A 12,915-nucleotide genomic window follows, 5' to 3' on the forward strand; every position below is an offset into this window, starting at 1 on the left:
GACGATTTTTTGCATTCGAAATATTGCGTCGCACCATCGCCGTGTGTATAGTTGGAACTGTCTCCTCCATGTCTCCTCCTGATATGGATTAAGCCCGTTCCGCTCCGCGTGAACGGGCTTTTTTTCGTCCGTCGATTGTGCCGCGTTCCGGCCGGCGGCGCAGGCGCGATACGTCTACACTCGATGCTCGTGGACCGCGAAGGAGTGCCTGCCCATGAAACCGACCATCCGCGCGATCGATCACATCGTGCTGCGCGTGACCGACATGGCCGCGATGACGCGTTTTTACTGCGACGCCGTCGGCTGCCATGTGGAGAAGGAACAGCCCGATCTGGGCCTCGTGCAATTGCGCGCCGGCGACGCGCTGATCGACCTGCTGTCGGTCGGCGGCCCGATCGACCGTCCCGACAGCGGCCCGCCCGGCACGGGACGCAATCTCGATCACTTGTGCCTGCGCGTCGAGCCGTTCGATCCCGACGCGTTGACCGCCCATTTCGCCGCGCATGGCGCACAGCCAGGCGCCCCCGCGGAACGCTACGGCGCCGGCGGCTACGGGCCGTCGATCTACCTGTTCGACCCGGAAGGCAACATGCTCGAATTCAAGGGGCCGCCGGCCGCGATCGGCTGAACGCGGCCGGCGCGCGGGCCGTCACGCGTCCGCGCGCGCCTTCAGCACCGTCCACTCGACCGCCACCGGATCGTGGTCGGCGCTCGAGATCCACGCGGCGCCGTCCTGCACCGTGCATTGCAGGCGCATCGTGCGCTCCGCGAGTTTGCCGAGCGCGGCTGCGACACCGTCGTTCAGCGACAGCACCTGCACGTTGCGCAGCCGCTCCACCTTGCTGCGCACGCCCTGCCACCAGATATCCGACGTCTTGCCGCCGTACGCGATCACCGTGACCTGCCCGGCGCGGCCGGCCGCCTTCGAGATGCGCCGTTCGTCGGGCTGGCCGGCTTCGATCCAGACGTCGATCGCGCCCGTCAGGTCCTTCTGCCACAGATCGGGCTCGTCGACGTCCGACAGCCCCTTGCAGAATTCGAGCCGCTCGTGCGCGAACAGCGCGAACGCGACGATGCGCACCATCATCCGGTCGTCGGTTTCCGACGGATGGCGCGCCACCGTCAGCGCGTGATCGGCGTAGTAATGCCGATCCATGTCGGCGATTTGCAGTTCAGCTTTGTAGATCGTGGATTTCAGCGCCATGCGGATGCGGCCCGGGCGGGCATTCGGTTCGGTCGGGCCGTGATGATACCGAATGCGCGGCGTCCGGCGCGTGTCATGCGCAACCCACAGCGCAACGGCCCGGCATGGGCCGGGCCGTGTTCGGTTCGCGCCGCCGGCCGATCGGGCCGGCGCGCTCGCGCGTCGTGTGACAGCGCGGTGAACGGACGGTTATTGCTTGACGAAGCGCGAATCGGTCCAGAGACCCTGCTGGTCGCTGTTGTCGGCGCTGACGAACTGCACGTCGCCCTGGTCGACCGACACCACGCGGAAGCGCTGGCCTTCCGGCACCGACAGGCAACGGTAGTCGTCGAAGTATTGCTGCTTCGCCTGCGACTTGCCGTCACGCTCGTGACTCAGTACGGAGTCCAGATTGTCTTTCGACAGGCAGCCCCATGCGTTCTTCGTCAACTGGATTTCCTGCGTCGGCTTGACGGCCGAATCGCCGCCCGCCTGGGCAATCGACACCGCGCAAAATGCGCCGACGAGGGCAAAAAGGATACCGGTACGCTTCATCATGTTCTGTCTCCAGGCTTGCGGGCACCAGGCTTGGGTTAGCTATGTGTTTAAAGGTGATCGTGAACCCGCGTTTTTCACTTTAGAAGACCGGCAAGCGATAGCAAGCACATTTGTTGTGCGACCGCAATAGCGGCGGATTGTCGCACCCCGTGCGCAGCCCGTCTTTCGCGCCGGGCGCAGGCGTGACGACGCGCGCCGCACGGCGGGCAGGCCCGCGTCGCCGGGCGGAAAGCGTTGCGCAGCAAGACTTTCAGCAAAGTTACAATGCGGCGATTGAACGGTTTGGATAATCCATTTCGCTATCCGGATCATTTTGATGCGCCGCACATAAAGTCATCCGAAACGATTCGACTTTACCGCAACGCGGAATCGCATTTACCTGATACAAGAAAAATGCCAGGTATAAGCGAATCCGTATTTATCCGTACTTTTCCGCATGCATTCAGCGCCCACGGAATCCCCGCCGCAAGCGCCTTTCGTCAGCGTGTTTACCCTGCCTGATTCAGGCCGGATGGCTGACGCTCGAAATAATCGCGCTGAAAAATGCACATGCGATAAGCGTTGTGATACGCGCCGTTTCCGAAAAATTCTTCCTTCAATTCGGCCTCGTGCTGGAATCCGCATTTCTCGTACACGTGAATCGCCGCCGCATTCGACGTATCGACGATCAGGTACAGCTTGCGCATGTTCAGCACCTTGAATGCGTACTCGATCGCGAGGCGCGTCGCCTGGCCCGCATAGCCGCGCCCCTGGCATTGCGGCGCGATGATGATCTGGAACTCGCCGCGCCGATGGATGTAGTCGAGTTCGATCAGCTCGACGAGGCCGACCAGCTCGCCTTGCGCGTCGACCGCGACGAAACGGCGCTCGCGCTGGTCGTGCACGTGGCGGTCGTACAGTTGTGACAGTTCCGAGAAGGTTTCGTACGGCTCCTCGAACCAGTAGCGCATGATCTTTGCGTCGTTGTTCAGCTCGTGGACGAAGCGCAGGTCCTGGCGCTCCAGCGGCCGCAGCGCGAGCGTGTTGGTATCGTTCTGGAGTTGCATGTTCATGTCCTTTTTGATGCCGGCGCCCGCGCGACAAGGCCGCATCCGGGCCTGTTCCGCACTGTAAGAAATTGAACGCGGGCGAAGCTCAGAGCCTAGAATGGGAGCAAGGGTTCCTGCCACCGCAAGGAGGCTATCGTGATCGAGCAAGTCATACTCGGAATATTCCTCGTGCTGCCGCTGGTGATCGTAGCGGCGCTGTTCTCCGACGAACTGTGGCAGGAACATCGGCGCCAGCATCCGCGCGACGAAAACGCACCGCACATCGACTGGAAGCATCCGTGGCGCCGCGTGCGACGCGAGCATTGAATCGATCGCCGCCCACCCGCGGGGTGCGCCGGCCCGGCCGCCCTGGCATGTGAACGCGTGACGTACCCCGTCAAGCACCCGAATTCCACCTCGATCCGACTACCACTCAACCCGCTCACTCCGCGAGACGCCGCCGTGAACGACCAGCCCGCCCAGCCTCCGCACGACATTCCCAACGAAACGATCGACCTGCAGATCGCCGACGTGCTGGCGGCCGTCCGCTACCCGGCCAACAAGGATGCGATCGTCGATGCCGCACGCGACGCCGGGGCCAGCAATGAAGTGCTGTCGATGCTCGACGGCCTGCCCGAACAGGACTACGCGGACGTCAACGCCGTCACGCACTGGGTCGCCGGCAACTTCGGCCCCGGCCTCGGGGTTTGAGCGCGCACCCATAACGCGATAGGATCAGGCCGCACCGGTCGCGTAGCGGCCGGTTGCCTGTCGCCCGGCGCAAGACCGGGCGTGTCCGCCTACGTGCCCGGGGAACTCCATGGAAGGCATCCTGATCCAGCACACGACACGCCGTCAGCTCTGGTTCGGCGCACTGGCGGCACTCGTCATCGTGCTCGCGCTCGGGATCGCCGCGCCGCACGCGAACGTCGTGCTGCCGGCCGTCGAGCCGTTCATGCCGATGTGTGCGCTCACCGTGTTCACTACCGCGAGCATCGCGGCGTTCTTTCTCGGCGCGCAGTTCACCGTGACGCGCCAGCCGGTGCTCGGCGCGCTCGGCGGCGCCTACGCGTTCACCGCACTCGCCGTCGCGCTTCAGCTGCTCACCTTTCCCGGCATATTCGCGCCGCACGGGCTGCTCGGCGCGCGACCGCAAAGCGCCGCGTGGATGTGGATCTTCTGGCATGCCGGCTTCCCGGGTTTCGTGATGGTCGCGCTGCTCGCCCGCGAGCGGCTGACGCGCGCACCGATCGGCGCACAGCAGACACGCTGGTGGACGCTCGCGCTGGTCGGCGGGCCGGCCGTCGTCGCCGGGCTGCTGTGCCTCGTCACGCTGAACGTGTCGCTGCCCCCTGCGTTTCATCCGCCGGGCGACGCGGCCGTGCTGCCCGTCAACGGTGTCGCGCTGGTCGTGTGGCTGCTCAATGCGCTGGCGCTCGTTACCGTGCTGGCCACTGGCCGACTGCGCACGACGCTCGACCTGTGGCTCGCGATCGCGGTGCTCGCGTGCCTCACCGACACGACGCTGAACCTGATGAGCACCAATCGCTTCACGGTCGGCTGGTATCTCGCGCGCTTGTTCAGCATGTTCACGCCGGGCGTGCTCGTGTGCGTGCTCGCATGGGAAGTGACGATGCTGTACCAGCGTCTGTTCGAAGCGCACGCGACGCTGGTCCGTTCGTCCGCGCGCGACGGGCTGACGGGCGCGTTCAACCGCATGCACTTCAACGATCATTTCCACACGCTGTTCCTGCAGGCGCGACGGCAAGGCGAACCGCTGTCGCTGCTGATGGTCGACGTCGATCGCTTCAAGGCGTACAACGACGCGTTCGGTCACGTGAAGGGCGACGCGTGCCTGATCGCGGTCGCGAATGCGCTCGCCGGCGCGGTGCGGCGGCCCGCGGACATCGTCGCGCGTTACGGCGGCGAGGAGTTCGCGATCGTGCTGCCGAACACGGGCGCGCGCGGTGCGCGGGTGGTCGCCGAGGAAGCGCGCGAAGCAGTGCTGCGGCTCGATCTCGCGATGCCGGCGTCACCTGCCGGGCGCGTGAGCGTGAGCGTCGGCTGCGCGACCGTGTCGGCCGACGATCTCTCGACGCCCGATGCGTTGATCGAAGCCGCCGATGCCGCGCTCTATCGTGCGAAGGATACGGGGCGAAACAGGGTCGTCACCGCCTGAAAACGTCTGCTGTTTGGGAATTTGTTACGGTCATTGTGACCGGAATAATCCGCCGTTACGGATTGCGGATCAGGGATACGATCGCTTACAGCCGGTGTTGCGGGCGCTCGCTATGCTGGGTTTCATATCGAATCCGAGCAGGTGAACGCGATGAAGAAAACCCTTTTGCTGATTGCAGGCGTCGCTGTCTTGCTGAGCGGCTGTATCGTCGTGCCGGATGGCGGCGGTTACTACGGTGGCGGCGGCTATTACCACCATCATCATCGGGACTGGGATTGATGTCGTGACGCGCGGGACGCTTCGGCCGACGGATGGCTGAAGCGTCGTCGCGAGCGTGCGATTCGCCTGCATCGACGGCCGTGCCGCACGATGCAGGATCGACGCACCGAACCGCAACACGATCAGGCCGGGCGGGTCAGCTCGGCATGCATCAGAAATACCTGCAGCGCAGTGAGCGTTTCGTAGTGAAGGCGTTCGAGCCGCGCATCCTTTTTCGCTTCCGCGACGAGATTGCCTCGCCCATCCCGCTTGTACGGCTCACCCAGCAGTTCGGCCATGTCGAACTGATAGTAGGTACGGTCGCCATACGGCCGCTTGCCGTCGATATAGGGCATCGGCCAGAAATCCCCTTCGCCCAGCACGTCCTCGATCGCGTCCGAATCGACCGTCCTCCAGTTCGCGCCCCTCAGCACGGCGAGATGCGCGGCGCGAAACTGGAAACGGCCCGATGCATCGACACCGCTTTCCTTGAACGCGAACAGTTTGCGCAGCGCCGGCGGGATCGTGTATTGCCCCGGTGCAAGCGTGCCGCCCCCCGCCACGAACTGCGGCACGAGCCGACCGAGTTCGGCCAGCGTGCGGATGGCGAGCGCATCGTCGTCGGTTTTGAGTGCCGCCTTCGCCAGCGCGATCGGCGGCCCTTCGCCAATCAGCGGCTGCGACGGATCGATCCCGGGCGCACCTGATTCGACGGGCACCCACATCACGCGAAGCCGGTTTATCAGCGCGACGTGACGCGCGGTCAGGTCGGGACGTGCAGCACCGTCGGCGAAGACGGCGCGGATGATCGCGTCGCGGTCGATCGATCGCGACGGGCCAGGCGCACCCGATGCCGCATGGGCGGCCAACGCCGGGAGCACGGGAAGGGTGGCAAGGAAGTGGCGGCGGGACAAAGGCATGGTTGGCGGTCGTGCAAGAAAGCAGGATCGGTCGGCTCGCCACGACGCTCGGCACCGCACGTTGCCCGATGGCGATCACGCGGCGCGGATGCGCTCGTCAGGCAAGCCGGACCTCGTCGGGTGGCGGCTCGTTCGGCCCGAGGCAATGTAGCACCCGGTGCGACGACGAACCATCTGGCAACACTGTCAGGCGGCGACGGGCGAGACTTCCGCCGAAGGAGACAGATTCCGGACGACGAGGCGGTCGACCTCGGCTTGTGCCTTCGCAATTTTCGCGTCGGCCGCGACGATGCTCTTCTGGTGGCTGTAGCGCGCGAAGAGAATCGAACCGAGTATCACGAGAACGAAGACGACATTGGTCACGGCCGTCGTATCGTCTGCGAACCTGCCGGCCACGGTGCCGATGATCGCGCCGCCCATCACGCCGAACGCGGCACCGAATATGCCATTGCCGATCCAGCTCTTCGACGGATATTTGAGCCGCGCGAGATTGAGTGCGGAAACGGCATCCACGACGCCCACCACCTCGCCACGTACGGCCCGGAGTCGGGTCTCGACGACGGCCACCAGGTGCCGGGCGCGCTCCTTATCCGATGAAGTGAGCACGCCGGCGTTGTAATAGGCCAGCAGGATGCGTTCCGATTCATTCCAGTCGGCATCCAGATCGATCGAAATCAGGCCTTTTTCCTTCAGATAGTCCCACCCGACTTTGGCATCGTTGAGCTCGATATAAGCGCCGTGCGATGCGCAACACTCGAGGACCGCCAATGCCCGGCGTAGCGCAAGATCCAACGCGATGCGGTCATTCGCTTTCGAATGCTGGTTTTTCGTCAGGTCGACGGTCGAGTTGCTCGCCGACTGATTGCGCTTTCCAAATCCGAATCCCATGCGTGCCCTCTCTTTGTTTTTACGCCGGGATTTGTTATGTCGAGATTGCCCGGCCGGACGATTTTACGACAGGCCGGGTGAGGCGAACGGGAGAGCGATCGTATCGGGTATTTCGATTAAAAACGAATGACGAGCCACGACGGACTGTCGAACTTCAAATGCGCAGGCATCACTTCCCGATACAGAACCTGCTGAAAATCACCCCCAGCAGATCATCCGAAGTGAACTCCCCGGTAATCGCATTGAGCTGTTCCTGCGCGAGCCGCAGTTCCTCGGCAAACAGATCGAGCGACTGCGCCCGTTGCTCCGCGTGATCCGCCGCCTGCGCGAGATGCTCCTGCGCGGCCCGCAGCGCGATCAGATGCCGCTCGCGCGCGAGATACACGCCTTCCGCCCCGGCCTGCCACCCGGCAATCCGCAGCAGCTCCGCACGCAGCATGTCGATCCCGTCGCCGCGCTTCGCGGACAGATGCACCTCGGTCAGATCGCCTTCCGCCGCCGGATGCTCGACACACGCCGCCACACCGGTCAGATCCGTCTTGTTCAGCACGCGCACCACCGGCACGCCGCCCGGAAACCGCGCCGCGATCGTCTCGTCGTCCGGCGTCATCCCGATACGCGAATCCAGCAGATGCAGCACGACATCCGCACGCTCGATCTCGCTCCACGTGCGCGCAATGCCGATCCGCTCGACCTCGTCCTCGGTCTCGCGCAACCCGGCCGTATCGATGATGTGCAGCGGAATCCCTTCGACCTGGATCGTCTGCGCCACCTTGTCGCGCGTCGTGCCGGCAATCGGCGTGACAATCGCCAGCTCCGCGCCGGCCAGCGCATTCAGCAGCGACGACTTGCCGACGTTCGGCTGCCCCGCGAGCACGACCGACAAGCCTTCGCGCAGCAACGCCCCCTGCCGCGCATCACCCAGCACGTGCGCGAGCTGCGCGCGGATCTTCGCGAGCTTGCCGCGCGCATCGGCGGCTTCCAGGAAATCGATCTCTTCTTCCGGAAAATCGAGCGTTGCCTCGACCAGCATGCGCAGCGTGATCACGTCTTCGACGAGCGCATGGATCTGCCGCGAGAACGCGCCGTCGAGCGAACGCCCGGCCGAGCGCGCCGCGGCTTCGGTGCTCGCTTCGATCAAATCGGCAACGGCCTCGGCCTGCGCGAGATCGAGCTTGTCGTTCAGGAACGCGCGCCGCGTGAATTCGCCCGGCTCCGCGAGCCGCAGCCCGAAACCACGTCCCGCATCGAGGCAGCGCTGCAGCAGCAGCTGCATCACGATCGGCCCGCCGTGCCCCTGCAGCTCGAGCACGTGCTCGCCGGTGTACGAATGCGGCGCCGGGAAATACAGCGCGATCCCGCGGTCGAGCGGCGCGCCGTGCTCATCGAGGAACGGCACGTAGCTCGCATGGCGCGGGGCGAGCTTCTGCCCGCACAACGCGTCGATCAACGGCAACGCGGCCGCCTCGCCACCGCGCCCGAACGACACGCGGACGACCCCGATGCCCCCCCGGCCGGCAGCAGTGGCAATGGCGACGATCGGATCGGAATCGGTAGCGAGCATGGGAATCGGATGAATCGGGTGATCGGTGAAATATGGCGCGCCCGCGCAACAGTTCGGGCATCGGAACGCCGGCATTGTAGCGTGCCGGCACACACGTCACCGGCCGCCGCGCAGGATTCGGACACGCTCGAATTTATCCCGCTGGGGATAAGCCGAGTATCAGCCCAGCGCAATGTCACAGCCACTGCTTCGGACGAGTATGCCTGCTGGAGCGGCCCAAGACTATGGCCCTCAATTTCGCCACACACCCCGATCAAGACCGGGATTCGTCTGAATGAGATACGTTTATCCCGAATGGTTGTCTGAAACGTGGTTGGGGAATTGCACAATCTCCCCCATGCCGACATCCGAAGAAAAAGCCGCGTTCTCGGAACGCCTGAAATTCGCCCTGCGGCGCAGCCCGGAGAAGGTCACCGGTGCGACTGAGCTGGCGAACCGATTCAATCTGCGCCACCGCGGAGCGCAACCCGTGTCGCCGCAAACCGCGCACAAATGGCTGACGGGCCGCACGATCCCGACGTCGGACAAACTCGCCACGCTCGCCGAATGGCTGCGCGTCGAAGTCCACTGGCTGCATTACGGCCCGTCGCCGAGCGTGATCGAACACCCGACGCCGCAACCGCTGCCGCGCGACGAGCGCTATCCGCCGACGCCCGAGACCATCGAACTCGCGTCGAAGATCGAAGCGTTGTCGCCCCATCATCGCTATCTCGTGCAGGAGCTGGTCGAACAGTTCTACGGCGACTCGGGCGAAGCGAAGAAGGGCTGAGCCCGCACCGGGCCCGCCAAAAGCAAAAAGCCGCATGGGCGAACCATGCGGCTTTTTTTGCGTGCATCGCGGGCGGCTCGCCGCCCACGGGTGCAACGGGCGTCAGGCCGGCTTCTTCTTGACTCCGCCGAACTTGCGCGTGATGTAGTACTGCTGCGTGATCGACAGCACGTTGTTCACGACGTAGTACAGCACGAGGCCGGCCGGGAAGAAGAAGAACATCACCGAGAACGCGATCGGCATGAACTTCATCATCTTCGCCTGGACCGGGTCCGGCGGGGTGGGGTTCAGGCTCGTCTGCACGTACATCGAGACGGCCATCAGCACCGGCAGGATGAAGAACGGATCGCGCTGCGACAGGTCGTGAATCCACAGAACCCACGGCGCACCGCGCATTTCGACCGACGCGAGCAGCACCCAGTACAGCGAGATGAACACCGGGATCTGGATCACGACCGGCAGGCAGCCGCCGAACGGATTGACCTTCTCGGTCTTGTACAGCTCCATCAGCGCGGCGTTCATCTTCTGCGGATCGCTCTTGAAGCGTTCGCGCAGCGCCTGCATGCGCGGCGTGATTTCCTTCATGCGCGCCATCGACTTGTAGCTCGCAGCCGACAGCGGGAAGAACACGGCCTTGATCAGGATCGTCAGCAGCACGATCGACCAGCCCCAGTTGCCGATGTAGCTGTGGATCTTCTCGAGCAGCCAGAACAGCGGCTTCGCGATGATCGTCACCCAGCCGTAGTCCTTCACGAGTTCCAGGCCCGGCGCGATGCCTTCGAGCATGCGCTCTTCTTCCGGACCGGCGAACAGGCGTGCCTGCACGTCGGCCGACTGGCCCGGCGCGATCGCGGCGACCGGCTGCTTCACGCCGACGCGATACAGCGTCGGGTCGATCTTCTCAGCGTAGATGTCGCGCTTCACGCCCTGCTGCGGAATCCAGGCCGACGCGAAGTAGTGCTGCACCATCGCGACCCAGCCGTTGTCGGCGGAGGTCACGTAGTCGGCCTTGTTCTTGTCGAGGTCGCTGAAGTTGATCTTCTGGAAGTGCTTCGCGTCCGTGTAGACCGCCGGCCCGAGGAACGTGTGCGAGAACATCGGCGTTTCGACGGCCGTGTTGTCGCGGACGAGTTCCATGTAGACCGTCGGCGTGACCGGTGCCGTGCCGACGTTGTCGATCTTGGTGTCGACGCCGATCACGTAGCTGCCGCGCGTGAACGTGTAGGTCTTCACGACCTTCACGCCGCCCTTCACCGGCGATTCGAACGACAGCTTCAGCGCGTTCTGGTCACCCGTCAGCGACGTCGTGCCCGGGTTCAGCTGCGTGTAGACGTCGTTGTGGTTCGGGAAATCGCCGCCGAGCAGGCCCGAGCGTGCGAGATACGTGTGGCCGGCCGTGTGGTCGAACAGCGTGATGTACAGGTCGGGCTGCTTGCCGTCGCCCTGCTTCTTCAGCGTCAGCTTCGCGAGCGTGCCGCCGCGCGTGTCGATTTCGCCGTCATACACGTCGGTCGAGAACTTCACGAGCTGCGCCTGGGCGGCCGGTGCCGTCGTCGACGGTGCGGCGCCGGCTGCGGCAGCAGGCACTTCACCTGCGGTCGTCGTCGTCGCGCCCGTGCCCGATGCGCCGCCGGCAGCGGCCGCGGGGGCCGTCTGCGTGGCACTCGGGAAGAACATCGACGGGCGTCCATGGGACCGCTGCCAGTTGTCGTACAGCATGACAGCTGACATGAAGAAGATCACCCATAGGACGGTGCGTTTGATATCCATGCGTTGTCTCAGAGTCGATGGGACCGCGCGTCGGCTTCGCCGCGAGCGCGAGTGTCGGAGTTGGGCGGCGGGACGAGGTCGATGCCGCCCGCGGAAAACGGATGGCATCGGCACACGCGCCTGACGGCGAGATACGTGCCGCGCGCGGCGCCATGATACTGGATTGCCTCGCGCGCGTAATCCGAACAGGAAGGATAAAAACGGCAACGGTTGCCGAGCATAGGGCTCACGGCAACCTTGTAGAAGCGCAGCAAGGCGATCAATACCGTTTTCATACCTTGGGCGGCACCATTCGGCGCCGCGTCAAAACCGGCCGGGCAGGCGCGAACGCCGCACCGCGGACGGATGCGTCACTCGGACGCGGGCTTCGACGCACGACGGGCGATCTCCCGGACTGCCCTGTCGAGCAGTTCGCGAATCTCGGCCGCGCACATCGCCGCGAGCGGGGCGGAAGCCGCGCTCGGCAGCGCTTTCTTGTCGAAGCGCGTGTGCTGCCGCAGCAGCAGGTCGTAACCGGCGAACTCGGCCCGGCGCAGGCGAAACGCATCGCGCGCCAGCCGCTTCACGAGGTTACGAGTAACCGCACGCGGCGCATACTTCTTGCCGATGACGAGCCCCAAACGTGCGGACTCACCCGTCGGCTTGCCGTAAATCACGAAGTGCGCGGAGCGCCGCCAGGGACGCAAACGAAAAACGGATGAAAATTCATCCGTTTTCAGAAGTCGCGCAGCTTTCGGGAAGGCGGCTTTCGTCTGCGACGGATTCGCACCCGGCTCGACGGCACCTTCCGCAGGACTGCGGACGGCGGACACAGCGCGCAACCTGCCTTAGATGGCGAGGCGCTTGCGGCCCTTCGCGCGGCGGGCGTTGATGACCTTGCGGCCACCTGCCGTCTTCATACGGACACGGAAGCCATGGGTGCGCTTGCGGCGCGTCACGGACGGTTGGTAAGTACGTTTCATGATGTTCTCACTTGTTCGAGAATGTCGACATTCAGGGGACCGCGTGCCCTTAACCGGAGGCATTCGGGCGAACGCAATCACCGGGAATACAGGATTGGTTTTCGCGGAACCCGCTATTTAAACCGTTTTTCTGTTGACGGTCAATACTTTAGGAGTCGATCGCCTGTGCCCGCCCTGTGCGATCCGGCCCCGCGCCCCACACAACCGGCCTGTGGATAACTCGCTCTGTGGCCGCGTTTGGCGGTAGAATCTCGCCTTATCTCCAAGAATCCCGCACGCCGCTTCGGCTCGCGCCTGCCCCTCCACGACTGTGACGCAGGCGTCCGAGGCACGCTCGCACGACCGCTTCGGGCCTTGTTGCGCAACCGCGACAAGGGCGCCGGCGAGCCGCGCTGTGCACGCAAAAAACGACAGTTACTTGATGAACGATTTCTGGCAACACTGTTCCGCACTGCTGGAGCGCGAGCTGACGCCCCAGCAGTACGTGACGTGGATCAAACCCTTGGCCCCGGTGGCCTTCGATGCGTCGGCGAACACGCTGTCCATCGCCGCGCCGAACCGTTTCAAGCTGGACTGGGTCAAGAGCCAGTTTTCGGGACGGATCTCCGATCTGGCCCGCGAATTCTGGAGCGCGCCGATCGAAGTCCAGTTCGTCCTCGATCCGAAGGCAGGCATGCGCAGCGCCGCCGCCGGTGCGGCACCGGCCGCCCCGCGCGCGCCTGGCTCAGCGCGATGTTCGACGTACGGTTCCCCGAGTTGTCGGTGTGGCCGATGATGTCGACCGTGCGGTTCTGCATCTTCGCGAGCGCGGCCGCCATCTGGTCGAGGATCTGCTT

At 64.5% G+C, this 12,915-nt stretch carries 16 protein-coding genes and 2 pseudogenes; 7 read left to right on the forward strand and 11 right to left on the reverse strand.

What is annotated here, in order from left to right:
- Positions 1–214: 214 nt before the first annotated feature.
- The gene (locus tag G3N61_RS25330; RefSeq protein WP_043184771.1) at positions 215–628 is read left to right on the forward strand and encodes a VOC family protein; all 414 of its coding nucleotides are present in this window, start codon (positions 215–217) and stop codon (positions 626–628) included.
- 21 nt (positions 629–649) lie between these two features.
- Here G3N61_RS25330 and G3N61_RS25335 read toward each other — a convergent pair whose 3' ends face one another.
- From G3N61_RS25335 to speG, 3 genes are all read right to left on the reverse strand, one after another.
- Complete coding sequence (locus G3N61_RS25335) at positions 650–1,204, reverse strand: YaeQ family protein (protein WP_039364653.1); 555 nt, start codon at positions 1,202–1,204, stop codon at positions 650–652.
- Between the two features lie 189 nt (positions 1,205–1,393).
- On the reverse strand, positions 1,394–1,741 hold the full coding sequence (locus G3N61_RS25340) for a hypothetical protein (RefSeq protein WP_027788811.1): 348 nt from the start codon (positions 1,739–1,741) through the stop codon (positions 1,394–1,396).
- Positions 1,742–2,229: 488 nt separating this feature from the next.
- A complete protein-coding gene (gene speG, locus G3N61_RS25345; protein WP_089451500.1) occupies positions 2,230–2,787 on the reverse strand; it encodes a spermidine N1-acetyltransferase in 558 nt (185 codons plus the stop codon).
- A gap of 138 nt (positions 2,788–2,925) precedes the next feature.
- Here speG and G3N61_RS25350 point away from each other — a divergent pair, with 138 nt between their 5' ends.
- The 4 genes from G3N61_RS25350 (at position 2,926) to G3N61_RS40130 (ending at position 5,227) form a co-directional block, all read left to right on the forward strand.
- Positions 2,926–3,096 carry a hypothetical protein gene (locus tag G3N61_RS25350; RefSeq protein ID WP_014895655.1) on the forward strand — a complete coding sequence of 57 codons (171 nt, stop codon included), beginning with the start codon at positions 2,926–2,928 and terminating at the stop codon, positions 3,094–3,096.
- A 135-nt stretch (positions 3,097–3,231) separates the two neighbouring features.
- Positions 3,232–3,480, forward strand: a complete 249-nt coding sequence (locus G3N61_RS25355) for a DUF2795 domain-containing protein (RefSeq protein ID WP_043184773.1) — start codon at positions 3,232–3,234, stop codon at positions 3,478–3,480.
- Between the two features lie 109 nt (positions 3,481–3,589).
- On the forward strand, positions 3,590–4,948 hold the full coding sequence (locus G3N61_RS25360) for a sensor domain-containing diguanylate cyclase (RefSeq protein WP_089451462.1): 1,359 nt from the start codon (positions 3,590–3,592) through the stop codon (positions 4,946–4,948).
- A 150-nt stretch (positions 4,949–5,098) separates the two neighbouring features.
- Positions 5,099–5,227, forward strand: coding sequence for a hypothetical protein (locus tag G3N61_RS40130; RefSeq protein WP_256941070.1), 129 nt, complete (start codon positions 5,099–5,101; stop codon positions 5,225–5,227).
- A gap of 122 nt (positions 5,228–5,349) precedes the next feature.
- On the opposite strand, the gene G3N61_RS25365 is transcribed toward G3N61_RS40130, so the two are convergent.
- From G3N61_RS25365 to mnmE, 3 genes are all read right to left on the reverse strand, one after another.
- On the reverse strand, positions 5,350–6,126 hold the full coding sequence (locus G3N61_RS25365) for a hypothetical protein (RefSeq protein WP_241017900.1): 777 nt from the start codon (positions 6,124–6,126) through the stop codon (positions 5,350–5,352).
- 186 nt (positions 6,127–6,312) lie between these two features.
- On the reverse strand, positions 6,313–7,014 hold the full coding sequence (locus G3N61_RS25370; protein WP_205823873.1) for a hypothetical protein: 702 nt from the start codon (positions 7,012–7,014) through the stop codon (positions 6,313–6,315).
- Positions 7,015–7,183: 169 nt separating this feature from the next.
- Entirely contained in the window at positions 7,184–8,578 is a 1,395-nt protein-coding gene (gene mnmE / locus G3N61_RS25375) for a tRNA uridine-5-carboxymethylaminomethyl(34) synthesis GTPase MnmE (protein WP_205823874.1), read from the reverse strand.
- Positions 8,579–8,915: 337 nt separating this feature from the next.
- Between mnmE and G3N61_RS25380 the strand changes: the two genes are divergently transcribed.
- Positions 8,916–9,347 (forward strand): transcriptional regulator, encoded by a 432-nt coding sequence (locus G3N61_RS25380; RefSeq protein WP_047852380.1) that lies wholly within the window; start codon positions 8,916–8,918, stop codon positions 9,345–9,347.
- Between the two features lie 102 nt (positions 9,348–9,449).
- Here the strand turns inward: G3N61_RS25380 and yidC are convergent, their stop codons facing one another.
- The 4 genes from yidC to rpmH all read right to left on the reverse strand — a co-directional run bounded on the left by yidC (position 9,450) and on the right by rpmH (position 12,079).
- Entirely contained in the window at positions 9,450–11,117 is a 1,668-nt protein-coding gene (yidC, locus tag G3N61_RS25385; RefSeq protein ID WP_043184778.1) for a membrane protein insertase YidC, read from the reverse strand.
- A gap of 8 nt (positions 11,118–11,125) precedes the next feature.
- Positions 11,126–11,392: a membrane protein insertion efficiency factor YidD gene (gene yidD, locus G3N61_RS25390; protein ID WP_006489939.1), complete on the reverse strand. Its 267-nt coding sequence runs from the start codon at positions 11,390–11,392 to the stop codon at positions 11,126–11,128.
- 75 nt (positions 11,393–11,467) lie between these two features.
- A complete protein-coding gene (gene rnpA / locus G3N61_RS25395) occupies positions 11,468–11,929 on the reverse strand; it encodes a ribonuclease P protein component (RefSeq protein ID WP_174954755.1) in 462 nt (153 codons plus the stop codon).
- A gap of 15 nt (positions 11,930–11,944) precedes the next feature.
- Positions 11,945–12,079 carry a 50S ribosomal protein L34 gene (gene rpmH, locus G3N61_RS25400; RefSeq protein ID WP_004198824.1) on the reverse strand — a complete coding sequence of 45 codons (135 nt, stop codon included), beginning with the start codon at positions 12,077–12,079 and terminating at the stop codon, positions 11,945–11,947.
- A gap of 421 nt (positions 12,080–12,500) precedes the next feature.
- Between rpmH and G3N61_RS25405 the strand changes: the two are divergent.
- Positions 12,501–12,800: pseudogene (locus G3N61_RS25405) on the forward strand (DnaA N-terminal domain-containing protein); the annotation flags it as partial.
- On the opposite strand, the pseudogene G3N61_RS25410 reads toward G3N61_RS25405, so the two are convergent.
- Positions 12,790–12,915, reverse strand: a pseudogene (locus G3N61_RS25410) (OmpA family protein); the annotation flags it as partial. The pseudogenes G3N61_RS25405 and G3N61_RS25410 overlap by 11 nt on opposite strands.

Source organism: Burkholderia sp. Ac-20349 (assembly GCF_017104865.1).
GTDB classification, from domain to species: Bacteria; Pseudomonadota; Gammaproteobacteria; order Burkholderiales; family Burkholderiaceae; genus Burkholderia; species Burkholderia aenigmatica.